Raw genomic sequence first — 24,358 nt, 5'->3', positions numbered from 1 at the left:
GTAGGGTAAGTGTTGAAAATTAAGCCTTTAGCTTTATCTGGATGTTGTACGACAAGTCCGAATCATCCGCGTCGTCTTTGGCTTTTACTGCCAGAAACAGCACCGACGGTTTGCCATTTTCGAGCCATACCTGCGGCTGATCGAGCCGGTGGAGCCGGTCGCTGACGGACCCGTTGGCCCAGCGAAGGTGAAAATCCGACACAAAAGGATGAGCGGCCAATGTCCAGTCGCGCCCGGTTTCCGACGTAAACAGCACCAGCGACTCTTTTTCTACTGAATCCGGTCGGGCCTGTTTGGTGTAAAAGCCCCGGTAGTCTTTCACGATGGCATAAAAGCGGCCCGCACCGTTTCCGGTTGGCTGATACCAGATGAAGTTATCGTCGGTCGGAAATGGCTCCGTCGGATGATCGAAGAGGGTAATGTTTTCCTTTTTCCAGGGACCAAGCGGGTTCGTTGCTGTTGCCAGCCCCATTCTGACCTTGCCGCCAAACGGCATCGGCCCCTCGCTCACGCCTTTGTAAACCATCACGTATTGCCCGGCCTGGTTGCGGGCTACGGTAGGGCTATTGACCAGCAACCCATCGAAGGAGCCGGGTGTTCTGTCGAGCAGGGGCTTATCGAAGCGTTTCCAGGGTCCGGCCGGATGGTCAGCAACGGCTACTCCCAGTCGCTGGTTGTTGCGGTGAATCCACCAGCCATCTTTGGTGCCGTTGCGTGGTCCGAAATTGCCCGAGTAATAGAGGTAATACTTGCCGTCGAATTCCTGAATCAGCGGGTTGTGCAGGTTATCCGCATCCCAGAAACCCGGTCGGCGCTCAAAAATCGGCCCCGTCACGGTCCAGGGGCCAAGCGGGTCGTTGCTGGTGGCGTGGGCAATTTCGGAGTGTGTCACCCAGGCATTGAACCCTTCTTTACGCGGCCATCGGGCAAATAGCATATGACAAACGCCATCGGAAGTGCGCACCATGCCGCCCCCCCAGATAAACCAGTTGGGGTCGCGCAGTACGGAGCGGGGCTGTACGGGCTGCATCAGCGCATTCAGGTTAAGACTATCGGGGAGACTACTGGTTGGGTCGGGCGAACTTTGCCGAAGTGACCCCATAGCAGAGCCCGTCAGGAATAACCCGGCGGCTGAGGCCAGAAAGGTGCGTCGGTCTGTCATTGTTGAGAAAGGGTGATAGGGTAAAGCGTTGGCTGTTATTTCCAGGCCGGGTTTTGCTCCAGCTTTGAGTTGGTCAGCACTTCGACGTTCGGAATGGGAAAGAATCGGTGCTTATCCTGGACCGGCCTCGATGGATAGTACGAGTTCAGCACATTGGCCACCATCTTGAATTTACCCGTACGGGTGAGATCATACCAGCGGTCGGCTTCTACAAACAACTCCCACGAGCGTTCCTGTAAGACAGCTTCGATAAAAGCATCTTTGCCCAGGCCCGGTGTCAGGTCGGGGATGCCCGCCCGCCGACGAACGGTATTGATGGCGGTATAGGCTACGGCTGTCGGGCCATTTTGCCGGGCTTCGGCCTCGGCAGCAATGAGATACACGTCGGCCAGTCTCAGAATCGGGAAGTTATTTTCGCCGTTGGCTCCGTTGGAGTTGGGGTCAAGAAACTTCTTGATAATAACGCGGTCTTTCAGCGTTGCGTCGGCCTGACCAATCAGCTTACCGGCCGAATTTACGTAGGCTGTATCGAGCAGTTGCCGACGTTTATCGATTGGATTGAATGAATTATAGAACGACATGTAGCCGAAGGCTGACCCAAAAGCCGTTTTCGAGAAAACCGGGGGCGAGTTGGCCGGGGCATAGAAACCCACCAGATCGGACCCGTTCAGGCCGCTCAGCGCCGAAAATTCAGCCGCAAAAATCTGCTCCGTCCGAGCGGCATCTTCCCGGAGGGGATTGTACAAATCCAGCACGTTGGGCATCAGGCTGTAGCGGTTCGACTGAATAACGGCCTGTGCATTTTCGGCCGCTTTAGCCCAGTTTCCGGCATACAGGTGTGTTTTTGCCAGCAGGCCCTGAGCGGCACCGATTGCCGCCCTGCCCCGGTCTTTGGGTGTTGCGGGCAGGTCTTTTACCGCCTGTTCGAAATCCTTGACAATGAGTGCGTACACTTCTTCGACTTTGCTCTTGGCGGCTTCTGTTGAGGCAATGTCTTTGGTACTAGCCTGTTTGATGGGGACTTCACCAAAGGTCTTCACGAGGTGGAAATAGTACAGCCCCCGCAAGAAATACGCTTCGGCCAGAACCTGCTTTTTCCGGGTGTCGTCCATCGTAATCTTCGGGACATTTTCGAGTACCTGATTAGCCCGGTTAATCCCGTTAAAGCAATGCTGCCAGTACCCGCCAATCAGATCCATGGTGGCATCATACGAGAAAACCGTCAGCTGGTCGCGGCCTACGACGGCCCTCGGAAATGACTGATCGGCAGAATAGTCGGGCAACTGTGTACCCACCCGGCCATACAGATCGGTAACGGGTGTATAGGCGGCCGTGAGAGCTGCTTCGGCATCGGAAGCCGAGGTATAAAACTGTTGGGGCGAAACGAAGGAATAGGGCGTTTCGGTTAACTGACACGCACTGAGCTGAGCCAGCATAAAGGTCAGTCCCAGGAATGAACGAATTCGGGTAAATTTCATGGTAGGAGTTGGCTACGGTTAGAAGTTGAGTTGAAGACCAGCAATGAACGACTTGGCCACCGGGAAGCCGATATTGTCCACGCCCAAATTGAGGTTATTCTGCCCGGCGGTATTCACTTCCGGGTCATAGCCCGAATAGTTGGTCAGGGTAGCGAAATTGTTGGCACTCACATACACCCGCGAATTTGCCAGCCAGGCCAGTTTACCAACGGCAGGGATCGTATAACCGAGGGTTATGTTCTTGAAGCGGACAAACGAACCATCTTCAATGTGAATGTCCGACTGGTTGACCCGCTGCCCCGTCGAGGCTTTCAGGTACTCGTTGGAGGGGTTGGTGGGTGTCCAGCGGTTTACATAGCTGGCGTACTGATTGATCATACCCGCCCCAGCCTCCAGCCGGACTCTCGAAACGGCAAAGATCTGGTTGCCTTGCACACCCTGCACAAACAGGCTCAAGTCGAAGCCTTTGTACTTCAGCGTGTTGTTGATCCCGAAAATATAGCTTGGGTTCGGATTGCCGATAATGGTCTGGTCGGCCCCCGAAATGACGCCATCGCCAGTCAGGTCACGGTACCGGATGTTGCCCGGAATACGCCCCGTCGGGATGTTGTCGCCGGTTTGGTAAATTCCATCGAAGACGTACCCGTAGAACGAGCCGATGGGCGCGCCCACCCGCAGAATGCTGTTGTTGGTGAAAGCGCCAATGGAGCCATCACCACCACCGGGGATAATTTCGGTGCGGGTTCCGTCGATCAGCGTGAGCTTGTTCCGGTTGGCCGAAACGTTGGCGTTGATGTCCCACTTCAGCGGACCATTCAGCACGCCCGCGTTGACGGTTACTTCGATGCCCCGGTTCTCGACCGAACCAAAATTGCCGAATACCGACCCGAAACCCGACGAGAGCGGAATAGTGCGCGACAGCAGCAGATCGGTCGTTTTCTTGTAATACACATCGGCCGTTACCTGAATCCGGTTGTTGAGCAGGCCGAAATCCAGGCCAATGTCAGCCTGCGCACTTTTCTCCCATTTAAGGTCGGGGTTGCTGATGTTGGCTGCGGCAATACCGATGGTACGCACGTTGTTGAAGTTGTAATTACCAACCGAATTCAGGCGCGACAAGGAGTTGTAGAGCGGAATATCGGCGTTGCCGGTCATGCCATAACTGGCCCGGAGCTTCAGGTCGCTTAGCACCTGCTGCCCCTGCATAAAGGCTTCTTCCGATACCCGCCATGCCCCCGCCACCGAGGGGAAAAAGCCATATTTGTTATTGGTGCCGAACCGGCTGGAGCCATCTACCCGGCCGGTCAGCGTGAGCAGGTATTTACTCTTGTAGTTGTAGTTGATCCGGCCCGTGTATGAGTCTAAGCGCCAGGCCTGTTTGTTACTGGAAATGGTTAAAATGGATGCCTGCGACAGGTTATTGTTCAATACAAGGTCGTTGGGAAACTGCTGGCCGGTCATGGCATCGGCGGTTTGTAGCTGCCCCTGGGTCGAAAACACGCCGGTCAGGTTTACATCGTGGGTACCAAACAGGCGATGGTAATTCAGCAGACTCTCGTGCAGTACCGTATTGGTGTTGGCATTCCCTTTGCCACCAATGCCGTTCACCTGCGAACCCGCCCGAATGTTGCGGGTAACGTACGAGTCGCGGGTATCGGTAACGAGGTCACCCCCAAACGAAGCGCGGTAGGTTAAGCCACTGGCAATGGTCCAATCGGCAAAGATGTTGCCCAGAAACCGGCGGGTTGTATTTCGGTTCAGTACCTCCGTAGCCATAGCAATAGGGTTGTTGAGATCCAGGTAGCGGTTCGTGAAAATGGCGGGCGTACCGTCTGCGTTATAAGGTGAAAAGACGGGCGGAGCGGTTAGAGCCGACAGGATAATTCCTCCCGAAGGACCGCCGTCGCCCAGCGTGGCGGTAATGGCTCCATTATTCACGGAGTACGTATACGTCAGGCTCGTACCTATTTTAAGGTTTTTACTGACGGTATTGTCCAGATTGACTCGCACCGACCCCCGCTTGAAGTTGGAGTTTATGATGATTCCGTCCTGATCAAAGTAATTCATCGACAGCGCAAACTGCGAGCGCTCGTTGCCGCCCGATACGGAGAGCTGGTGGCTCTGCATGGGGGCTTTACGGAAAATGAGCGACTGCCAGTCGGTACCCTGCCCCAACTGATCGGGGTTTGGGTAGAGTGTTGTACCGGCAATCTCGTTTTCGTATTTGGCAAACTGCGCGGCATTCATCACATCCAGCGTTTTTCGGATTTGCTGTTCCCCGTAATAGCCGTCGTAGCTCACGCGGGTTTTACCGGCTTTTCCCCGTTTGGTTGTGATCAGCACCACACCATTGGCCCCGCGTGTACCGTAAATGGCGGTGGCTGAGGCATCTTTCAGTACTTCCATCGACTCAATATCATTGGGATTGAGCGTCGACAGCACCGACAGCCGGTTGCCATTGTCGTTCCCGAGTCCGCTGCCGCCCCCCGCTACCGGGTTGTCGCCCCCGGCAATGGGAAATCCGTCGACTACATAGAGCGGTTCGCTGCTGCCGCTAATCGAGTTATTTCCCCTGATCCTGACGCTCACACTCCCACCCGGCGCGCCGGAGTTCTGGGTAACCTGCACCCCCGAAGCCCGTGCCTGTAAGCCCTGTACAAAGTTGGCAATGGGCGTTTGCCGTAGTTCAGCGGCTTTCACCGACGATACCGAGCCGGTCAGGTCGCTCTTTTTAACGGTACCGTACCCCACAACGACCACTTCGTTCAGGGAACGATTATCGGGTTGCAGGGTGATGGTTAGCTTGCTCTGGCCCGAAACTGGCACTTCCTGTGTTTGATAGCCTATCGACGAGACGATAAGCACCAAAGGCCCGGCGGGGGCTGAGAGCGTAAATTCACCGTTGGCGTTGGTCGTAGTACCCAGTTGCGTGTTCTTAGCCATAACATTGGCTCCGGGGATTCCCTGGCTGCTTTCAGCCGATGTAACCAGACCACTGACGGTGCTCGTTCGGTTCGATTGGGCCAGCGCGGGCAATCCCAGTACGAGCAGCAGGCCGACGAGCCACCCGATTTTAGGTTGGACTTTACTTATCGTAGAAAATGGCATATATAATAGGTAGGAGTTTAAAGGGTTTTAGTGGAAAAATACAATATAGGTAATGCGCTGTTGAGTCGACTTGCTATTTACCGTCAGCTTAACTCACTTGGAAAATGTTAATGCGAATGATTAAGTAAGTGCCGGTATTTTGCTTGCTGTCTTTTCACAGCACAAAACTTAAAAAGTATAGTACAATAAATTCTTTTAGTTGGCATTATTTTTCGTTGGGAACGCTCCCATTTTTTGGGAACGTTCCCAAAGTGCGGCTTTTAAAATATGGATAAACTTTTGAGCTATTCTTTATTTATTACAATATAATCGGGCTCTGATTCTGGAATGCTCCAATTGAATACCAGTTTGTTGTATGCGCCTAAATCACGTTTTTTGCCGTTTCACTAAGTTGTGTATTTAAGGGGCACTTTCCTGAGCAAATTCCCGTAACTAGATTATGTTTTCGTTCAAGCAATTCACCATTCAGCAGAATCGTACGGCCATGAAAGTGTGTACGGATGCCTGCGTGCTTGGGGCGTATGCTAATCAGGATGCGGGGGAGCGCGTCGAGCCTACTACGGAGGTGTCGCGGATTCTGGACATTGGCACCGGCACCGGCTTACTGGCGCTTATGGCAGCGCAACGAAATCCAAGGGCGGTAGTCGATGCAGTTGAGGTAGATGACGCGGCCTTTAGTCAGGCTATCGAAAACGTAGCGGCCAGTCCGTTCGCTGACCGGATTCGGGTAACACAGGGTCGGATACAGGATTACCAACCCGCCATTCGCTACGATCGAATCCTGACCAATCCGCCTTTCTATACCAACCACCTTCGTTCGCCGGATGCGGCCGTTAACCGGGCCCTTCATACCGACTACTTACCGTTTCCGGAACTGGTAGAAGCTGTTACCCGGCTGATGCAGCTTACCGGGCAGTGGTGGGTTTTACTGCCGCCTTATGAAACAGACTTGCTCGATGAACTGGCCCAAAAAGCAGGCCTGCACGCCTTTAAACGCCTATTTCTGCGGCACAATGCGCAAAAGCCCGCTTTTCGGGTTGTGAGTGGGTATTCGTATACGGAAAGGAGTCCTGAGCAGGAAACGCTGACCATTTATGAGCGTACGAATGTATCCGATCAGACGAAAACGCAGTCAAAAGAGATATATACGTCAGATTTTCGGTCATTACTCCGGGATTTTTACCTGATATTCTGAAAAGTCTGCGACCTTTGCAGAAATCTTTGCGCCCGTTTCGGCGTAGGGCCGCCCGTGCGGTTCGACCTTGCGTTTAGAAAAATATATGCCAGAACCGCTTCAACTAACCGTTTTGATTCCGCTTTACAACGAAGATGAGTCGCTGCCCGAACTGCACGACTGGATTGTAAGGGTCGTAACGGAACACCAGTACACATACGAGATCCTGTTCGTTGACGACGGTAGCACGGATAATTCATGGGCTGTTGTTGAACAGCTGGCAGCTCGAAACCCGAATGTACGGGGCATTCGATTCAACCGGAATTATGGTAAAACGGCCGCCCTGCAAACTGGTTTTCTGGCCGTTCGGGGGCAGGTGGTCATTACGATGGACGCCGATCTTCAGGACAGTCCGGACGAAATACCGGAGCTGTACCGCATGATCACGAAGGAGAAGTACGACCTCGTTTCGGGCTGGAAACAGAAGCGATACGACCCGATCACCAAAACGTTGCCGACCAAGCTGTTCAATGCGGTTTCGCGCTGGATATCCGGGGTTCAGTTACACGATTTCAACTGTGGCCTGAAAGCGTACCGGCAAAAAGTGGTGAAAACCATTGCCCCATCTCTCTACGGCGATATGCACCGAAATTTGCCCATTGTTGCCAATTGGGACGGGTTCAGCCGAATTGGCGAGAAAGTTGTGCAACATCGGGCCCGAAAATACGGTACCACCAAATTTGGTTTGGAACGTTTCGTGAACGGCTTTCTGGATGTACTCGTTATCGGGTTTGTCCACCGGTTCAGCAAACGGCCAATGCACTTCTTCGGAACCTTCGGGACGCTGTCGTTTTTCATCGGCTCGCTACTGGCCATTTGGCTCATTGTCGAGAAGCTCATTAATATTTCAAGAGGGGAGAAGTTTCGTAATGTGACTGATAACCCGCTGTTCTTTTTCGGCCTTGTGGCGATCATTCTTGGCGTACAACTGTTTCTGGCGGGCTTTCTGGGCGAAATGCTCGTTCGCCAGAGCCTGAATCGCTCAACGGATCAACTGGTAGCCGAAAAAATAGGATTTACTGACCAAAACGTGCCGGTATAAACGGCTTTTCTTTATCAATCAATAGCATAAATTAGTAATACAACCAACCATGAAGAGTAATTTTAAAGCCCATCCCTGGCACGGCATTTCAATTGGCGACTTAGCGCCCAAACAAGTAACGTGCTTTATCGAAATCGTACCGACGGACACCGTTAAGTACGAAATTGATAAAACCACTGGCTACCTCAAAATTGACCGGCCTCAACAATACTCCAACGTACTGCCAGCTTTATACGGCTTTATTCCACAAACCTTTTGCGGTGAACAGATTGCCCGTCTGGCCAGTGAAAAGTCGGGCCGGACGGTTGAACTGGGCGATGGTGATCCCCTCGATATTTGTGTGTTGACCGAGCGAGAAATCACACACGGTGACCTTATTTTACAGGCTATCCCCATCGGCGGTTTCCGCCTGATCGATAAAGGAGAAGCAGACGATAAAATTATCGCTGTGCTGAAAGGAGATGCCATGTACGGCCAATATACCGAACTGGCTCAACTGCCCGAGGCCGTTGTAAAGCGGCTTCGCCACTATTTCATGACTTACAAAAATCTGCCCGACGAACCGGCAGTAATGGAGTTAGCCAACATCTATGGCCAGGAAGAAGCCTGGGAGGTAATCCAGACCTCAATCAACGATTATAAGCTGATGTAAGGTTTACGCCATTCGTCCGCTATTTTCGCGTACTTAACACTTTTATAGCCCGGAAACTTACTTCCGGGCTATATTTGTATATAGCCCGATTTGTAAAGGCTTTACATTAATACTAATTCATGCGACAGTTTCTTAAATATGTACTGGCCACAATCGTCGGCCTGCTGTTGTTTTCCTTTGTAGGCTTTCTACTCCTCATTGGGATAGGAGCGGCCTTGTCGTCTTCGGATAAAAAAACAACCGTTAAGGAAAACACCGTTTTAAAATTAGACCTGGATAAACCGATTGAAGAACGGAGTGTCGAAAATCCGTTTAAGGGGTTTGGGCCAATAAGTGGCGGAGGTGATGCCATTGGCCTCATCGAACTGAAAAAAGCGCTGAAAGAAGCGAAAGACGATGATAACATCAAAGGGATCTACCTCCAAACCGAAAGCCCACAGGCTGGATGGGCATCGCTCGAAGAAGTTCGTGATGCGCTGGTTGATTTCCGGCAATCGAAGAAGTTCGTGTATGCTTACGGCGAAACGATGACCGAAAAAGGATATTACCTGGCTTCCGTTGCCGATAAAATTTACCTGAATCCGGCCGGCGATCTGGAATGGAATGGCCTGAATGCGGAGCTGTCCTTTTTTAAAGGAACACTTGATAAGCTGGGCGTTAAAGCCGAAATTTTCAAAGTGGGCGAGTTTAAAAGCGCCGTAGAACCGTTTATTCGGGAGGATATGAGCGACCCCAACCGCAAACAGGTGAACTCGTTCCTCAACTCCGTGAACGACCACATGCTGGTTCGGGTGGCGCAAAGCCGAAACCTGCGGGTCGATTCGCTCAAACGCTATGCCGATAATTTGACTATCCAGAAACCTGCCGATGCGCTTCGTACCAAACTGGTTACCAACATAGGCTACCAGGATGAACTGGAAAGTGTGATCAAAAAGCAGTTGGGCGTCGACGAGAAGAAGAAAATCAACTACGTATCCCTGAGCAAATACGAAGATTCGGAGAAAATCGAAACGGATTCGGAAGGAACGGGTTCGAACCGGATTGCCGTCATTATCGCTTCGGGCGATATTCAGTCGGGTAAAAGCGGAGATAACAGCATTGGTTCGGAAACGATTGTGGAGGAGATTCGCAAAGCTCGTCTCGACGACAAAGTGAAAGCGATTGTGCTGCGGGTTAACTCCGGTGGAGGCAGCGCCCTGGCGTCGGATGTGATGTACCGCGAAGTGCAGCTGGCCCGGAAAAGCAAACCTGTTATCGGCTCCATGTCCGACTATGCGGCTTCGGGCGGGTATTATATGCTCATGGGTTGCGACAAAATTGTGGCCCAGCCAAACACAATTACGGGATCAATCGGCGTTTTTTCGCTGCTGTTCAACACCGAAAATTTCTTTAAAGACAAACTTGGTATCACCTACGACCGGGTGAAAACCAACACCAATGCCGACTTCCCAACAGGCACGCACGAAATGACGCCGTTTCAGAAGCAGACCATGCAGCGTGCAACCGAGCGGATCTATGCCGAGTTTACGGGCAAAGCCGCAGCCGGTCGGAAACTGCCGATCGATAGCCTTCGGGCCATTGCCGGTGGCCGGGTCTGGACGGGTTCGCAAGGGAAAGCCATTGGCCTTGTCGACCAGCTTGGTGGCCTCGACGACGCCATAAAACTGGCGGCTCAGACGGCTAAACTAAAAGAGGGTGATTACAGACTGAAGTATCAGCCCCGGAAAAAAGAATTCTTCGAGCAACTGATGATGTCGTTCGGTAATGACGAGGAGGCCAAAATTCAGGCACAGCTTGGCGAACTAGCCCCGTATGTGAAGTACATGAAAAAGCTAAAAACGATGCAGGGCATGCAAATGCGATTGCCCTTCGAAGTAGAGATTCGATAACTACTCTGGTTTACCTGATTCAGACCTATACGCGTTAAAGCCAGCAGTGGCCCGGTGTATAGGTCTTTTTTTTACCTTGCAATCAGCAACGTTATCCTGATGCAGATCCTTCCTGTTCGTCTTGACCTCTTTGCCCTTATCATCCTTCTGGGCGTGGCACAGGGAATTTTTCTGGGCGTTTTCTTTCTGACCGGCGATCGGTCCAAACAGGTAGCAAATCGCTGTCTGGGCTTCTTCATGCTGGCTTTGTCCGCCATAAGTGGCGAGATCTTTCTGAATTACACCAACTACACGTTCAGGGTACTGTGGACGAGTGATTTTGCGGAACCCTTCAATTTTGCCATTGGGCCGTTGTTTTACTTCTTTGTTTATGGGCGAATCCGACAGCGATTGCCCCGTTTCTGGGGCTGGCATTTGTTCCCATTCGCTATCTGGCTGGTTAACTCAATAACCTGGCATTATCAGCCTATAGAAGTCAGGTACAATGCCTATGTAAACGCACAGCATCCTGAGTTGCCGTTTATTCACCAGAAACCGTATTGGCAGGATGACTTTACCGGGCTTCGGGACTTTATTGATGAGATGACATTGCTCAGCTGCATGGTGTATGCCGTACTAGCCTTTCTGACCATTCGAAGGGCCAATCGCGGAGAAGAGGGGAAAAAGGAATCCGCAATCCGTACGTCATTACGCCTGTTAAGTTTGCTCTTCGCGTTGGTGCCGTTTTTGATCGTCGTGGTAAAACCCCAATTTTACCACGACGTGGGCGATTATCTGCTGGCTACCTACATGGCTGCTACCATTTATGCCACCAGTTTTTTGGTCATGCGGGGTTCGGATTTTTTTCTCGACACGCCACCGCCTGAACCAACAGTGGTTGCAGCGGAACCTCTGGCAGAACCGAAAAAGAAATACGGAAAATCGGCGTTGTCAGGAGAAGTTGAAGATGCCGTTTTAAGTAAACTCACCCGTTTGCTCGAAACGGAGAAACCTTACCTCGACAGTGAATTGTCATTGCCGAAACTGGCCGCCCGGCTGGATACCAGTCCGCATCATTTATCGCAATTACTCAACGACCGGCTTGGGCAAACGTTTTTCGACTGGCTGGCAACGTACCGAATTGCCGAGGCTCAGCACTTACTCAGCGATTCGGCCACCAGTCACCTGAAAATCGACGAAATTGCCGAACGGGTGGGGTATAATTCACCCTCTTCTTTTCATACGGCCTTTAAACGGTTGACAAGCGTGACTCCGGCGCAGTTTCGGGCAAGGGGGCTTGGGCAAGGGGCCGAGCGATAGCCGAATATGCCGTTCTTTATTCATCCCGATAGGCGCGAAGTGCTTACTTGCCGGGAAATAGGGTATTGAGGGCTTTAGGAGCGCACTTTTGCTGCATCAACTCCATAAAGCGTAACACCATGCAACCAACCTCGTTTCCTGCTCCGACTCTCTCATCGACTACGATTTCTACCCGACGCCATGACCTCGACTGGCTCCGGGTAATCGCCATTGTAACTCTGCTATTCTACCATACCGGTATGATTTATGTTTCATGGAACTGGCACATTAAAAGTGCCGAACACAGCCTGCCCATGGAAGTCGTGATGCGTTGGCTGCATCGATGGCGCATGCCGTTACTGTTCTTTATCTCCGGTGCCGGTGCCTTCTTTGCCCTCAAAAAACGCGCGTATAGTTCCTATGCCGGTGAGCGCGTCCGGCGGTTATTTGTACCGCTGGTTTTCGGCATGTTCGTGATTGTACCCCCGCAAATTTACATCGAATGGCTGTTTCGGGGTCGTTTCTCGGGCAGCTATGCCGAGTTCTATCCGGAGGTCTTTCACTTTCAACCGTACGAAGATGGCGGAACGGGTGGGGCCTTTAGCTGGCATCACCTTTGGTTTGTCTGTTACTTGTTTTTGTATTCGCTGATTAGTATTCCCGTGTTTCGTTGGCTGAAAGGGGAGTCGGGGCAATGGTTCGTTGACCGCATCGGGCGGTTAATGGCCCGGCCTGGTGGAGCGCTCTGGTTAGTTGGCTTTTTATTGCTTAACGATGTGGTGCTTGGCGGATTCTTTCCCCACGAAACCCACGCACTGATCAATGACTGGGCGTATTTCATGAATAACCTGCTGCTCTTCTGGCTGGGTTTTATCCTGATCAGTCGAAAAAGTTTCTGGCAGATTATTACCGACCAGCGTCGTTATTTTGTGGTGGCTACGGTTATCTGTACAGTCATTATGTATGGCTCCCGGTCGTTACTTAGCGCTGATACCGTTGAAGCCTCCAAACTACTAACTACGCTGTTTAGCTTCAATCGGCTTGGGCTCACGTGGTTTTCCGTATTGGCCACGATTGGGTACGGGTATCGGTATCTGAACGTAAACCACCCGATTTTGCCGCACTTGAACGAAGCCGTTTATCCTTTTTATATCCTACATCAGACCGTTATTGTGCTCATTGGGTACTACGTCTTAACCCGTACACAATTAGGTATTTACAGTGGATTTATGGTTGTAAGTCTGACCACGCTGCTTATTTGCATAGCGCTGTATATGTTACTGATTCGGCCGTTTAAGTTGATGAGAGTAGTCTTCGGGCTAAAATGATTGTTGGTTTCTGACTTTTGATTTGCGATTTTTGATAACTCATAGCCATTAGGCTAACGCGTTTCACTGCTCCCTGTTTATTTCGGAGCTTATCATTAAAAAAGTAAATCCATGCGTACCGATTGGACTCGCGCTGAAATTGCCGAAATCTATAACTCGCCCGTTCTGGACCTGATGTACCGGGCCGCCACTGTTCACCGTCAACATCACGATCCGCAGGAAGTACAGGTATGTACGCTGCTGTCGGTCAAAACCGGCGGATGTCCCGAAGATTGTGCCTATTGCCCACAGGCTGCACGGTATCATACGGCGGTGAAGGTCCATAAACTGATGGAAGTGGGCGAGGTACTGACGGCCGCTCAACGGGCCAAAGACACGGGGAGTACCCGCTTTTGCATGGGCGCTGCCTGGCGCGAAGTACGAGACAACAGCGACTTCGATAAAGTGCTCGACATGGTACAGGGGGTCAATGAAATGGGGCTTGAAGTGTGCTGCACCCTCGGTATGCTCACCGAAACCCAGGCGCAGAAACTGAAAGATGCCGGGCTGTACGCGTACAACCACAACCTCGATACCAGCGAAGAGTTCTATGGGGATATTATCAGCACCCGTACGTATGATGATCGCCTGGATACACTTGGCCACGCCCGAAAAGCCGGTATATCGGTTTGTTCTGGCGGAATTATCGGCATGGGTGAGTCGGATCAGGACCGGATCGGGATGCTGCATACACTGGCAACCCTGCCACAACACCCCGAATCGGTGCCCGTTAATGCACTGGTACCGGTAGAGGGTACACCCCTGGAAGATCAGCCCCGGGTGTCGGTCTGGGAAATGATCCGGATGATTGCCACGGCCCGGATCATCATGCCGAAAGCCATGGTTCGGCTTTCGGCCGGGCGGGTACGGATGAATACCGAGGAGCAGGCCCTTTGCTTTCTCGCAGGAGCCAATTCCATCTTTGCCGGGGATAAACTCCTCACAACGCCAAATCCGAATGAGGATGCCGACCAGCAGCTCTTCCAGACCCTGAACATCCGTCCCCGTAAAGCCTTTAAAGACGCTACGCAACCCGCCGTAGTGTTTGAGCAGATTCCAATGTAAGTTTTGGAGTAAGTTAAGCAACTGGCTTGGTGCGAACTCATTAACGGAGGTAGAGAAATTGATTCAATGAGGGAAATCGTTCAAATGCAGACTCGGGAAGCGTATAAGCTGTTTCTGCTGCATTTGAACGATTTTTTTTGGTTAAGCTATTCATCATTAGCTAGTAATCTGGGTGGTTGCGTGCGTAGGGTATTGTAACCGTAAAGGTTGTACCGATACCTTCAGTGCTTATTACATTAAGGCCGCCGTTCAGTAGTTTGAGGTATTCCTGACAAATAACTAAACCCAGCCCGGTTCCCTTAAATTGGGAGGCATTTGTCGCTCTGAAAAATTTACCAAACAAGTTGGGAAGATCGGCTTTGGGAATGCCGATTCCTTCGTCTATAACCTCCAGTATTGTCGACTGAGACGTATACCTGATTTTTAGTCGGGGATTTTTAGCAGAAAATTTGAAGGCATTACTCAACAGATTCGTTAGAACATGTTGTAGCAGCTTTTTATCGGTCGTTACGACGGTGGGTGTCCCGGTTGTTTCCAGTTCCACTTGTCGACGGTCTTGCCGGTCACTGAATGTTGATTTTACTAACTCCCAACAAAGTATGGCAATATCTAGATCTTCCAGGTTGATTTGAATCTTTCCTTCTTCCAGTTTACTGATCGCCAGTGTATCGCCAATTAATTCATCAAGGGATATAACCTTACTGGAAATTGTGTTCAGATGTTTGCTGATGAGGGGTGCTAGTGAATTACTGGCTTCCCGCTCAACGTAGAATCTCATTAATTCGACGCTGGAACTGATGGCCGTCAGTGGCGTTCGGAACTCGTGCGAAGCTGTAGCAATAAACTGTGATTTCAAGGCATTTAACGCTTGCTCTTTTTGTAAAGATTCTTCTAACAGATGCTGTTTCTCAATGGTGGTCGTTATATCTGTTGCTACACCAATTCGACGTGTTACTTTTCCTGCCTCATTTGTAGCCTCAAATCCGCGTGCTTTCAACCAGCGAAGGCCACCATCGGCATGACGAATCTGATACTGGAGAATTGTACTCCATTCGTTTTCTACTACTGCGTTTAGAACCAGTGGGCGATCTTCTTCAACAATCAGGGCCAAAAATGATAGTGGGTTTTCGTTTAGGTCTTCCAGCGTAAGTCCCGTAAACTTTTCATAAGCCGGGTTAACGTACAGAAACCGGTTACTAACCCCATCCCGAACCCAGAATAGCTCGTCGACATTTTCGGCAATTTCCCGAAACCGCTCACTACTTTCAAGCATTGCCTCTTCAGCCGTTTTGCGGTCAGTAATATCGGTCAGAGTACCTGTAAAACCCGTTGGGGTATGGTTTTCATTTACTAATAACTGTGCGTGTAGACTAAACCAGCCATAGCCTCCTTCTTTATGACTGAATCGTACTTCCTGTCTAACCGTTGTACGTCGCCCAATTAGGGCTTCTTCATACAGTAAACGGGCCGTGTCCCGATCATTGGGTAAAACCCAGTCCAGAAATAAACCGCCTGTTGTTTCGTCGATCGAGAAGCCAGTGATGGTCTCCCAGGCTGGATTTAGATAAGTCCAGCAACCAGTTAAGTCTGTTTGAAAGACTACAGTATCCAGGTGATCAACTAACAAACGGTAGCGAAGTTCACTGGCCCGGAGTGTATCGTCTGCCAGCTTACGCGGGGTTACATCCCAGGCAACGCCCATCAGTCGGCTTGGCTTACCCTGATCGTCCTGCATCACCCGCCCGCTGATTTCGACGTAAAAAACTTCACCATCCGCTCGTAATCTGCGGCTGGTATGTGAAACAACCACGTTGTCTTCCTGTAAGTTTGTTTGCTCCAGGGGCAGCAAATGAGATCGGTCATCGGGATGAATCAGTTCCAGAAAACGCTCGAAGCTGAAGCCCGGTGTGTCGGTTGGTAGGCCATGAAGTTTCAGCAGGTAGTCGTCCCAGATGACAAGATCTTTACTGATATCATACTCCCAGATTCCCTGATTCGCAGCTTGGGTGGCTACTTGAAGGCGTTGGTTAATGCTTTGCAACTGGGCTTTGGCCGTGTTGAGGGCTGAAACATCACTGGCAATGCCTACATACCCAATGATTAGTCCATTTTCATCATCTAATCGACTGACTGTTAGTGTTAAATGGATTTTTGTGCCTTGTTTGTTCAGGAAAATGCATTCCTGTTTAACAGATTTTTGATCAACCAGCAGCGGTTTGAAAAAAGGAAAGCTGGATTCGTCAGGATTGTACGCACAAAACTCAAGTACGGGGCTTGTAGCCTGATCGAAATCGAATCTCAGGCGAACAACCCAACCGCAAAGCTCCTGAGCTGAATAGCCCAATAGGGTTTCTGAAGCCTGATTTACTGTTTGAATGATACCCGCCGAATCGGTTGTCAGGATGGCTTGACCAGTATAATTCAGAATTGCATTTTGCCAGATAGACAAAGATTTAACCTGTCTGGCTTGCTCGATAACCTGTTTTTCTAACTCCTCATTTCGTTCACGAAGATTGGCTGGACCGACTTCATTACTATGGGGAATACTGGTGGTAACAGATGGATTACTTTTTCCGAAGTGGAGTTCTGAGACGGGCATCGGCTCGGACAATGTCCTGGAAATTTTCTGGACTTGGTAGCCTTCATCGAGGGGAGTAATGTTCAGCTGGTCTGTTTCTGAGGAACTCACGCTGTATGTCAAACTGCAGGGTGCCCCTTTTTCCAGTGCCTGTAGCAAGGATGTGAACAAGGCTGGTGGTTGACTCCTTAACCAGTCGGATAGGTACGTAGGAACCGTGTCTTTTGCAGTGTGATAGCGAGTAACCCGATGACGCTTTAAGTCGACTAAGCAGCCTTTTCGGTCGAAGACAGGATCAAAAAAGAACAAATTTATAGGATCTTGAGTCAGAAAAGATAAATCCATTGGCCTAGCGGTTCATTAAAAACTATTCATGATCAGTAAGATAGTTTACCAAGATTTAGACACTTATATCCTCAGTATGTACTCTTATTACCACAATAAGCTTTTTAACCTTTTGCCAATGGAGTAAAAAACGAGTTAGTTAGTGACAATGTCAACCGTCTTTTTATTGGCTAATGTAATAAAAGGTATACTTATTTTAAGGCTATTGTGCGTATTTTTTCTTAAACCTATTTGTAAATATGTTATTGTTATTTAACCAGAGTCCTAAAAGAATTAATTAGTGAAAATATAGGCTAAGACGGATAGAGTGCGTAAATGTATAGTATGTATGTATTATCTATTGGGATTACGGTTATGTCAATTAGGCATAAAAAAAGGTAGCTGAAATCATTCAGCTACCTTTTCAATGGAGGTATCAGGAGTTACAAGCGCTTCGTGTATTCGTTTTCGGCGATCTTGTCAATTAAAACCTCGGCCAGACTCTGCGCGCGTTCTTTCTTAACCTCAGCCTTATCTTTCGATTCAACAGTTACGTTGATGATGTGATTGTTGTACAGGACGTGCATAACACCCGTCGATGCGTCCCAAACGGCTTTGTCACCAACATTCGAAACGGCCTCAAAGTGGCCTGTGCTTACCGCATGGCCGGTAAGGGCTGGTGCTGCGGATGTAACACCGGCATGTTGCGGGTGGTTATCGGCAGTGGTGTGCTTCGTTTCTTCCGGTACGGTTGTTTTCGCTGAAGTCTCCGAGTTGGTTCCTTCGGTTTCAGGACCGCTGGTGGTCGAGTCATTTGCTGTTTCAATCGGCTCCGTCATGGCAATGGCTGGCTTGCCTTGAAACTGTTTGTCGAACGTATACTCGGCCAGATAGGTAGACGAGTAGGGACGCTTACCACCAAACGAGACAAGAACTTTATTGCCTGCCCACTCAAATCCGCAACCGGAATGCTCAATCGATTCTTCCAGTTTCGTTGTTTCGTCCAAATTGAATGTTCGGCGAACATACTCTTCCCCAAGCAGGTTACAAGGTTCGTCGTAGTTAGCATCGGTTGATAGTGCGTTGACACCTGCGACACTTCTGGCCAGTACCGGGCTGGCATCCATTTGATTGGCAGAATCAGTAGTAGGAGCGGGGCTGCTGCAGGCTAAACACAAAACCGGGAAAGCCAGTATCAGTGATTTGATTTTCATGGGATGATTTTGAGAAAGCCCAAAATTAGCGTTTTCTTACATACCAGATGAGTAGTACAGATGTTTTTGTCGTACAGACCAGCTTGTCAATAAATTATTTTACTGAAAGGAACGGCAACAGTGAGGCTAACGCTAAGGCGATCAGCCGTTGTCCTTCCCGACAGAAAAGTATGCGTAATGTCAGAATAGTTAAGCTGAAACTCGAAATTTGCCGCTGGTGCGCCGACTTTATCAATCAGCACAATCGGAATACCAATGGCCCAGTTTAAAGCGTGGTAGGTACCCATGTTTTGTTCGAGAGACGAACTGAGGCCGATGTGCGATTCGGCCGGGTAGTAAACAACGTTAATTTTGGCCCTGGGCGTGAGGAATGACGCGTAATCGCCCACGAAAAGTGAGCGTGTATTCCGCTGTTTCAGGGTAAGTGTATCCAGCCCACCTGAATTTTTGTACTGGCTATAACTGATCGCTTCCGGTGAAAAGCTCTTAACGGAATTATTCAGGAAAACACTGCCCTCGAACGAAAGAAATAACCTCCCCATTTTTTTTGACTCCCAGAATCGTGTATGCGTAATCGCTAATTCGAACGGATACGATTTTTTCGTTTCCAACGGTTGAGCGTTTGAACGAGCTACGGTAAAGCGCTGAAGGATGATGGGTAAATAGGCGTTAAGGGTTGTCCAATGGGTAGTGATTTGCCTGAAACGCGCCGTTTCGGCTAATTCGAGGTATTGCAGGGTGGCAAACTTTCGCGAGAACTCATCCAGTAAACCAACATAGAAGTTTTGGTTCAACTCGACTTTGATTTGAGCAAAGTCGGCATCCGAAAGGCCGTCCTGGTTAAGTGAGGCTATGGATTTAGTGAAGTCAGCTTCTTTATTTTGTAGTTCACGTTTGAGCAGGTTTAACATGGATGCCCGCTTTGTGTCCATTATGTTTTTCTCCCGGCAATTGTTTATCGTGGTTTTAGGCTTTGCAATCCATGCCTTTTTTAGGGTAGCTCCCAATTCATTCGTAAAGGGTTTGTCCGTAAAGGTCGACGCCAGGGCGGTCATCACGTTGGCTTTGACGCCTACAACAAGAAATGATCTGACGGGTTCATCGACGCCGGTTGCCTGAAAGAAATTATGGTTCAATGAAAAGACGCCCTCTCTGGTATTAAACGTAACGTAGTTTTTGTAGAAGGAAAGATCTTTGTAATCAGCAAGGTAACTCCCAATCCTGTCGGACAGGTACAGGTTCATGGCCCGGTTCGAAATTACCTGTTGGTTCGCGCAGGCAGTACTCTGAATAGCTTTATGAATAGAATCCAGCTCAGCAATCAACTTTGCCGACTCTTGTGCCTGTACTCCGTAACCTGGCCAAATTAGTAAGATTGAGATAAGAAGCGTTCGGGAGAGCTGATACATCTTTTAGCCTTAAAGATGTATTTTTTATCGACATCCGGTCTGGTTCACTGAGTGAACGGTAATCGTTGTGTAGTTTTACGGTCGAATTCCCGTATGCATGTCTGATATCGAAACCATTTCGCTTGCCCCTGGCCGTAACGTTTATTTTGCGTCCGATTTTCACCTCGGTACGCCGTCAATCCAGAAAAGCCTCGACCGGGAACGGGCCGTGGTGGCCTGGCTGGATGCCATCCGACACGATGCTGATGTGATTTTTCTGGTAGGCGATGTGTTTGACTTCTGGTTCGAATACAAGCATACCATCCCCAAAGGATTTATCCGCTTGCAGGGAAAGCTGGCCGAACTAACGGATGCCGGTACGCGGATTATCCTCTTCACGGGCAATCACGATATGTGGATGAACGACTACTTTACGAAGGAGTTGGGCATACCCGTCTACCGAAACCCGCGTCGGTACGCCATCAACGGGAAGCAGTTTTTCATCGGGCACGGGGATGGCCTCGGCCCCGGCGATTTCGTTTATAAACGCCTGAAAACGGTTTTCGAAAGCAAACTGGCCCGTGGTCTGTTTCGCTGGTTACACCCCGACCTGGGCATTGGTGTGGCGCAGGCATGGTCGCGCCGGAGTCGCATGAGTAATCAGGAAAAAGGGGAGGATCATTTTCTGGGCGAAGACCGGGAATGGCTCATGCTGTACAGCCGTGAAATCGAAGCCAAACTTCATCATGATTATTACGTGTTTGGCCACCGCCACCTGACGCTCGATCTGGCCGTCACGCCATCGAGCCGCTACATAAACCTCGGTGAATGGGTATTCGCCAAAACCTACGCCGTATTCGACGGAAGTCAGCTGAGTCTGAAAACGTGGGCGGTATAGACGATATACCCGGTAGAAGAAAAAAGCGGAGCAACTGGTACCAAATCGTGGACTCAATTACCGTCCTGAAGAATATCTTTCCGCGTCATATTTTCGCGCGGGGCTTTATTTAGCTCACTTCGCCATTCTTTATTTTTAAGATCACCCCGCTTAACGGAGCGAATAAAGTTAGCCCAGGCAAAGGGGTTTGTAAAGGCAAACGTGGGGGTTGCACTTCGGCCAAGGAGCGATTCTCGCCCAAAAAACTGCTGATTCACGAAATTCTGGTGGTTGGCCAGAGCGCCCATAGGCATAGTAGCCGCCTGCCGCATGATGGCTTCGGGACTAGTGTTGCGGGCTAAATTCTCGCGTTCTTTTTCGTCGGGGAGTTTTAAATTGACGAAGGCTTCTTTAAACAACTCTTCCGTAGCATACGGGTAAACCTTTACTTCGGCCAGGGTTTTTACATCTTCCTGCAACGCTACAACCGCCGAGTACGTAAGGTCAGTTAAACGGCGGGGAATGATATGGTACTGCGTCCGGAAACCGACATAGCTGAAAATAACACTGTCGCCCGGAAATACCGGCAGCGCAAAATAGCCGTTTGGCGCCGACAAGACGCCTTTTCCTGCTTTGGGAATATAAATATAGGCACCGGGAAGCGGTTCGTTCGTTTTACCACCGGTGATAAAGCCAGTGAACGTGATTTGCCGTTCCTGCCCCTGCGCCTGTGCGGTGGAAAAGAGTCCACCCAGCGCCGAAAGCACCAGAAGACAGACCAAAAACGTCAATGACTTCTTCATAGACAAATGAACCATACTACAAAGTAAACGAGGAAAAGGCAGGTTATGGTTTCTGTTACCCGAATTTTAAGAGATTTTAGGCTTTTTGGCGTTATTTTAATTTTACTTACCTCAGGCAAACAGCTTCAGAAACGTGATGATAAAAGGTGCCGCCAGCAGTAAACCGTCGAATCGATCCAGAAACCCACCGTGGCCGGGAATACTGCTGCCGGAGTCTTTGATGGCAATACTCCGCTTAAATAACGACTCGACCAGATCACCATACGTGCCGGTTACGACGATGATACCCCCCACGCAGTACCACTGCCAGGGCCGTAACTCGGGTGCCCAGAAGGTAAGACCCAGCGCCACCAGTGCAGCAGCGGCTGCACCGCCAATGCTGCCTTCCCAGGATTTTTTTGGCGATACCCGCTCAAAAAGCTTGCGACGGCCAAATTTAGTACCGGCGAAATAGGCACCGATATCGCTTGCCCATAAAAGAAGCAAACAACCGGTAATGATCATCGGGTGAAACTTGCCTCCCTGAAGCGCCAGAATGATGAGCAGGGCAAACGGCATGGCCACGTAGATGATCCCCAGAAACGTAAAGCCAATATTGGTGAAGGGCTTCATGTCCTTCTTTTTGTATAGCTTGATGAGGAAGATCATTGACGATGCCGGGCAAATAAGAAAATAGTTACCCGTGCCCATCTGGTCCGTTTCGATAAAATAAGCCAGTACGCAGATCATGGTGCCCACTACCGTCCCGTAGGCCGTTAGCGGTTCGAAGCCGTCGAGGCCGAGCAACCGGTAAAATTCACGCTGGGTTAGCGCACTCACCAGACAAAAGAGGAGCGCAAATGTCCAGTCGGCATACCAGATCATAAATAAAATAAAGGGAACTCCCGCTACGGCCGCAACGACCCGTTGTTGAAGGTTCGTAAGTTTAGCTAAACGTTGCTTCATTCTCCAGGATTACTTTGGCCAGGATGGCGTCTTGGGTTGGTACATGCACTTCGCTTTGCCCCAAGCCATAGGTGGGGTAGCTGCTGCTTTGTTTGTTAATAACTACGGCTGCGATTTCGTGTTCGAGCAACAGGGCCTTTACCAGTTCGGCCCGGTGAGGCAGCGGTGTTGCATAAATTACTTCCCAGTTTTCGGTCATATTCATGTGAGGGTTAGGTGTCGGCAAAAGGAAAGCGCCAGCATACTTGCCGTGGTCAGCTCGCCCGGCTTGCTGCCGCCTGCCCGTCATTACTTTTCTTGAAATAATAAAGTAACACCAGTGTCAAAGCGCCTGAAACCAGAGCGCCGGCCAAAGGTACTGTTTCTGTATCTTCAATATTCATGGAGGTCACTTTCTGCTGGTGCAAATAAACCATCAATACGGTAAAGCCATTGTTGACAAAGTGCGCCAGAATCGGAATCCACAGATTACCCGACCACAAATAAAGGTAACCAAACAATGCCCCGAGGAGCATTCGTGGAAAAAAGCCGAGAAATTGTACGTGAATCGCACTGAACAAGGCAGCCGCCAGCCAGATGCCAACGTGAACATTGCCCGTCCAGTAACTCAAATTGCGCTGAAGAACACCACGGAACAAGGTTTCCTCACCAATAGCCGGGATAATGGCGATCACCAGAAGAGCCATAATTAACTGTCCCGGTGTTCGAAAAGTAGTAAGGTATTTGGTGATGCCTTCCAGGCCTTTCTCTTTATCCCGAATCCACTGCTCAACCGGCGCAAGCGTTTCCGGCAAATGCAGATTCTGGTTCCAGTCGATGATCAGCCCATCGAACGGCATAAAGACAATGACGATGACGCTGACAAAGCCCACGCCCGCCACCTGCCAGATAGACCGGTTATTAAACTCCGACCACGTTCGCCGTTCGATCAGGTACCAGTAAGCAAGGCTGGGTAATAGAAAGGTGCCCAGGTGGTTAACGGCTTGCAGGGTCATTAGCTCGTACCAACTGCCGGGTGAGTTCGCTGGTTGAGTGGCCAATGTAGTCAAATAAGCCTGGGCCTCGGCAAGACTCATGCCGTTGACAACGGCCAGAAGTACAAACAGAATCAGTGTGCTGATAACCCCCCCGATGAGTACAAACCCAACGAGCATGGATAGGCCGCCGAGGGTGGGTGGTCGTGATGTAGCGCCCTGGGGCGTATAACTAGGTTGCATAATTTCCGGTCAATTTATTGAAAATCGGGCACCCCGTTAGTATATAAGTCATTTAAAAGACGCTGCTGAAGCATTACAGAAAGGATCAGTGGCTTTAATCGCAAATGGCGCAATTTACACCTAAAAAAATAAACCCCGACCGCATTCGAGTCAGGCCTTCCTAATCTACCCTTAAAAAGTTATTTAACATGCCCGGCCAATCGACTAACTTCGTCTTTGCGAAGGCTTTTCTAAGTTGGCTCTTTAGTCGGAGCGGCTTATGCAGGTCTGTTGTAAAGAGTAGCTGTGTTTGGTTAAACGTTATTTACTCAACGTATGAAACAGATTTTTCAGAAGTACACCCTGAGAGCAATACTGTTCTTGCTCCCACCCATGTTGATGTGCTGCCGGGAGGTTACAGTCCTTAATCGGACATCCCAACGCATCCACATCACCGATTTTTCGGTACCGGTTCGTACCGTGCTTCCTGCCCCCGAACCCTATCCAAACTCCATGACGATTCGGGTTAGTGGTACCATTAGCCAGCCGGTTACGATGCATGTCGATCCACTTACGCCCAGTCAAGGAGGTTCTTATCCGATTCGGCGGGATACGCTGGCGGCCGGTACCTATATGGATAAATCCTTTCAGGGCGACTTTTATTCAACTTATCAAACCGAACTGGTGGTAACGGGGGCTCCGGGCACCACCGGCGCTCTGACCATCGAATGGTTCTGCCAGTAAACTCCCTATACGTT

The 24,358-nt window shown here is 50.1% G+C and carries 19 protein-coding genes; 9 read left to right on the top strand and 10 right to left on the bottom strand.

Features of this window, described 5'->3' with window-relative positions:
• Window positions 1-19 precede the first annotated feature (19 nt).
• Genes CRO74_RS10080 through CRO74_RS10070 form a run of 3 tightly spaced genes read right to left on the bottom strand, consistent with a single transcriptional unit; the run spans window position 20 to window position 5,748 of the window.
• On the bottom strand, window positions 20-1,162 hold the full coding sequence (locus CRO74_RS10080; RefSeq protein WP_097125810.1) for a glycoside hydrolase family protein: 1,143 nt from the start codon (window positions 1,160-1,162) through the stop codon (window positions 20-22).
• 35 nt (window positions 1,163-1,197) lie between these two features.
• Entirely contained in the window at window positions 1,198-2,640 is a 1,443-nt protein-coding gene (locus CRO74_RS10075; RefSeq protein WP_097125809.1) for a RagB/SusD family nutrient uptake outer membrane protein, read from the bottom strand.
• An 18-nt stretch (window positions 2,641-2,658) separates the two neighbouring features.
• Window positions 2,659-5,748 (bottom strand): SusC/RagA family TonB-linked outer membrane protein, encoded by a 3,090-nt coding sequence (locus CRO74_RS10070; protein WP_097125808.1) that lies wholly within the window; start codon window positions 5,746-5,748, stop codon window positions 2,659-2,661.
• Window positions 5,749-6,187: 439 nt separating this feature from the next.
• Between CRO74_RS10070 and CRO74_RS10065 the strand changes: the two genes are divergently transcribed.
• The 7 genes from CRO74_RS10065 to bioB all read left to right on the top strand — a co-directional run bounded on the left by CRO74_RS10065 (window position 6,188) and on the right by bioB (window position 14,275).
• Window positions 6,188-6,943: a tRNA1(Val) (adenine(37)-N6)-methyltransferase gene (locus tag CRO74_RS10065; RefSeq protein ID WP_097125807.1), complete on the top strand. Its 756-nt coding sequence runs from the start codon at window positions 6,188-6,190 to the stop codon at window positions 6,941-6,943.
• Window positions 6,944-7,028: 85 nt separating this feature from the next.
• Window positions 7,029-8,024: a glycosyltransferase family 2 protein gene (locus tag CRO74_RS10060; protein ID WP_097125806.1), complete on the top strand. Its 996-nt coding sequence runs from the start codon at window positions 7,029-7,031 to the stop codon at window positions 8,022-8,024.
• A 49-nt stretch (window positions 8,025-8,073) separates the two neighbouring features.
• Window positions 8,074-8,676, top strand: a complete 603-nt coding sequence (locus CRO74_RS10055; RefSeq protein WP_097125805.1) for an inorganic pyrophosphatase — start codon at window positions 8,074-8,076, stop codon at window positions 8,674-8,676.
• A gap of 119 nt (window positions 8,677-8,795) precedes the next feature.
• On the top strand, window positions 8,796-10,565 hold the full coding sequence (sppA, locus tag CRO74_RS10050; RefSeq protein ID WP_097125804.1) for a signal peptide peptidase SppA: 1,770 nt from the start codon (window positions 8,796-8,798) through the stop codon (window positions 10,563-10,565).
• A 99-nt stretch (window positions 10,566-10,664) separates the two neighbouring features.
• Entirely contained in the window at window positions 10,665-11,864 is a 1,200-nt protein-coding gene (locus CRO74_RS10045; RefSeq protein ID WP_097125803.1) for a helix-turn-helix domain-containing protein, read from the top strand.
• A gap of 119 nt (window positions 11,865-11,983) precedes the next feature.
• Complete coding sequence (locus CRO74_RS10040; RefSeq protein ID WP_097125802.1) at window positions 11,984-13,171, top strand: acyltransferase family protein; 1,188 nt, start codon at window positions 11,984-11,986, stop codon at window positions 13,169-13,171.
• A 111-nt stretch (window positions 13,172-13,282) separates the two neighbouring features.
• Window positions 13,283-14,275, top strand: coding sequence for a biotin synthase BioB (gene bioB / locus CRO74_RS10035; RefSeq protein WP_097125801.1), 993 nt, complete (start codon window positions 13,283-13,285; stop codon window positions 14,273-14,275).
• A 160-nt stretch (window positions 14,276-14,435) separates the two neighbouring features.
• Here the strand turns inward: bioB and CRO74_RS10030 are convergent, their stop codons facing one another.
• From CRO74_RS10030 to CRO74_RS10020, 3 genes are all read right to left on the bottom strand, one after another.
• Window positions 14,436-17,024: a sensor histidine kinase gene (locus tag CRO74_RS10030; RefSeq protein WP_179830157.1), complete on the bottom strand. Its 2,589-nt coding sequence runs from the start codon at window positions 17,022-17,024 to the stop codon at window positions 14,436-14,438.
• A gap of 596 nt (window positions 17,025-17,620) precedes the next feature.
• Window positions 17,621-18,391 carry a hypothetical protein gene (locus tag CRO74_RS10025; protein WP_097125799.1) on the bottom strand — a complete coding sequence of 257 codons (771 nt, stop codon included), beginning with the start codon at window positions 18,389-18,391 and terminating at the stop codon, window positions 17,621-17,623.
• Window positions 18,392-18,477: 86 nt separating this feature from the next.
• Window positions 18,478-19,635 carry a hypothetical protein gene (locus CRO74_RS10020; protein ID WP_144035893.1) on the bottom strand — a complete coding sequence of 386 codons (1,158 nt, stop codon included), beginning with the start codon at window positions 19,633-19,635 and terminating at the stop codon, window positions 18,478-18,480.
• A gap of 262 nt (window positions 19,636-19,897) precedes the next feature.
• Between CRO74_RS10020 and CRO74_RS10015 the strand changes: the two genes are divergently transcribed.
• Window positions 19,898-20,677 (top strand): UDP-2,3-diacylglucosamine diphosphatase, encoded by a 780-nt coding sequence (locus tag CRO74_RS10015; RefSeq protein ID WP_097125797.1) that lies wholly within the window; start codon window positions 19,898-19,900, stop codon window positions 20,675-20,677.
• A gap of 53 nt (window positions 20,678-20,730) precedes the next feature.
• Here the strand turns inward: CRO74_RS10015 and CRO74_RS10010 are convergent, their stop codons facing one another.
• From CRO74_RS10010 to CRO74_RS09995, 4 genes are all read right to left on the bottom strand, one after another.
• On the bottom strand, window positions 20,731-21,459 hold the full coding sequence (locus CRO74_RS10010; protein WP_097125796.1) for a carboxypeptidase-like regulatory domain-containing protein: 729 nt from the start codon (window positions 21,457-21,459) through the stop codon (window positions 20,731-20,733).
• A gap of 111 nt (window positions 21,460-21,570) precedes the next feature.
• A complete protein-coding gene (locus tag CRO74_RS10005; RefSeq protein WP_097125795.1) occupies window positions 21,571-22,404 on the bottom strand; it encodes a phosphatidate cytidylyltransferase in 834 nt (277 codons plus the stop codon).
• On the bottom strand, window positions 22,385-22,609 hold the full coding sequence (locus CRO74_RS10000; protein ID WP_394341883.1) for a putative signal transducing protein: 225 nt from the start codon (window positions 22,607-22,609) through the stop codon (window positions 22,385-22,387). Before CRO74_RS10000 ends, CRO74_RS10005 begins: the two co-directional genes overlap by 20 nt.
• Window positions 22,610-22,658: 49 nt before the next feature.
• Window positions 22,659-23,558, bottom strand: coding sequence for a CPBP family intramembrane glutamic endopeptidase (locus CRO74_RS09995; RefSeq protein WP_097126089.1), 900 nt, complete (start codon window positions 23,556-23,558; stop codon window positions 22,659-22,661).
• 378 nt (window positions 23,559-23,936) lie between these two features.
• Here CRO74_RS09995 and CRO74_RS09990 point away from each other — a divergent pair, with 378 nt between their 5' ends.
• Entirely contained in the window at window positions 23,937-24,344 is a 408-nt protein-coding gene (locus CRO74_RS09990; protein ID WP_097125794.1) for a hypothetical protein, read from the top strand.
• The last annotated feature ends 14 nt before the right edge of the window (window positions 24,345-24,358 follow it).

This window comes from Spirosoma fluviale (assembly GCF_900230225.1).
Taxonomy (GTDB): Bacteria; Bacteroidota; Bacteroidia; order Cytophagales; family Spirosomataceae; genus Spirosoma; species Spirosoma fluviale.
The sequence above is the reverse complement of the archived record's forward strand: the minus strand, read 5'-3'. Positions and strand labels throughout refer to the sequence as shown.

Excerpts from the sequence above, each read along its gene's own strand:
- CRO74_RS10080 (WP_097125810.1), bottom strand. The coding sequence starts at position 1,162 with ATGACAGACCGACGCACCTTTCTGGCCTCAGCCGCCGGGTTATTCCTG.
- CRO74_RS10075 (WP_097125809.1), bottom strand. The coding sequence starts at position 2,640 with ATGAAATTTACCCGAATTCGTTCATTCCTGGGACTGACCTTTATGCTG.
- CRO74_RS10070 (WP_097125808.1), bottom strand. The coding sequence starts at position 5,748 with ATGCCATTTTCTACGATAAGTAAAGTCCAACCTAAAATCGGGTGGCTC.
- CRO74_RS10065 (WP_097125807.1), top strand. The coding sequence starts at position 6,188 with ATGTTTTCGTTCAAGCAATTCACCATTCAGCAGAATCGTACGGCCATG.
- CRO74_RS10060 (WP_097125806.1), top strand. The coding sequence starts at position 7,029 with ATGCCAGAACCGCTTCAACTAACCGTTTTGATTCCGCTTTACAACGAA.
- CRO74_RS10055 (WP_097125805.1), top strand. The coding sequence starts at position 8,074 with ATGAAGAGTAATTTTAAAGCCCATCCCTGGCACGGCATTTCAATTGGC.
- sppA (WP_097125804.1), top strand. The coding sequence starts at position 8,796 with ATGCGACAGTTTCTTAAATATGTACTGGCCACAATCGTCGGCCTGCTG.
- CRO74_RS10045 (WP_097125803.1), top strand. The coding sequence starts at position 10,665 with ATGCAGATCCTTCCTGTTCGTCTTGACCTCTTTGCCCTTATCATCCTT.
- CRO74_RS10040 (WP_097125802.1), top strand. The coding sequence starts at position 11,984 with ATGCAACCAACCTCGTTTCCTGCTCCGACTCTCTCATCGACTACGATT.
- bioB (WP_097125801.1), top strand. The coding sequence starts at position 13,283 with ATGCGTACCGATTGGACTCGCGCTGAAATTGCCGAAATCTATAACTCG.
- CRO74_RS10025 (WP_097125799.1), bottom strand. The coding sequence starts at position 18,391 with ATGAAAATCAAATCACTGATACTGGCTTTCCCGGTTTTGTGTTTAGCC.
- CRO74_RS10020 (WP_144035893.1), bottom strand. The coding sequence starts at position 19,635 with ATGAACCTGTACCTGTCCGACAGGATTGGGAGTTACCTTGCTGATTAC.
- CRO74_RS10015 (WP_097125797.1), top strand. The coding sequence starts at position 19,898 with ATGTCTGATATCGAAACCATTTCGCTTGCCCCTGGCCGTAACGTTTAT.
- CRO74_RS10010 (WP_097125796.1), bottom strand. The coding sequence starts at position 21,459 with ATGAAGAAGTCATTGACGTTTTTGGTCTGTCTTCTGGTGCTTTCGGCG.
- CRO74_RS10005 (WP_097125795.1), bottom strand. The coding sequence starts at position 22,404 with ATGAAGCAACGTTTAGCTAAACTTACGAACCTTCAACAACGGGTCGTT.
- CRO74_RS10000 (WP_394341883.1), bottom strand. The coding sequence starts at position 22,609 with ATGAATATGACCGAAAACTGGGAAGTAATTTATGCAACACCGCTGCCT.
- CRO74_RS09995 (WP_097126089.1), bottom strand. The coding sequence starts at position 23,558 with ATGCTCGTTGGGTTTGTACTCATCGGGGGGGTTATCAGCACACTGATT.
- CRO74_RS09990 (WP_097125794.1), top strand. The coding sequence starts at position 23,937 with ATGAAACAGATTTTTCAGAAGTACACCCTGAGAGCAATACTGTTCTTG.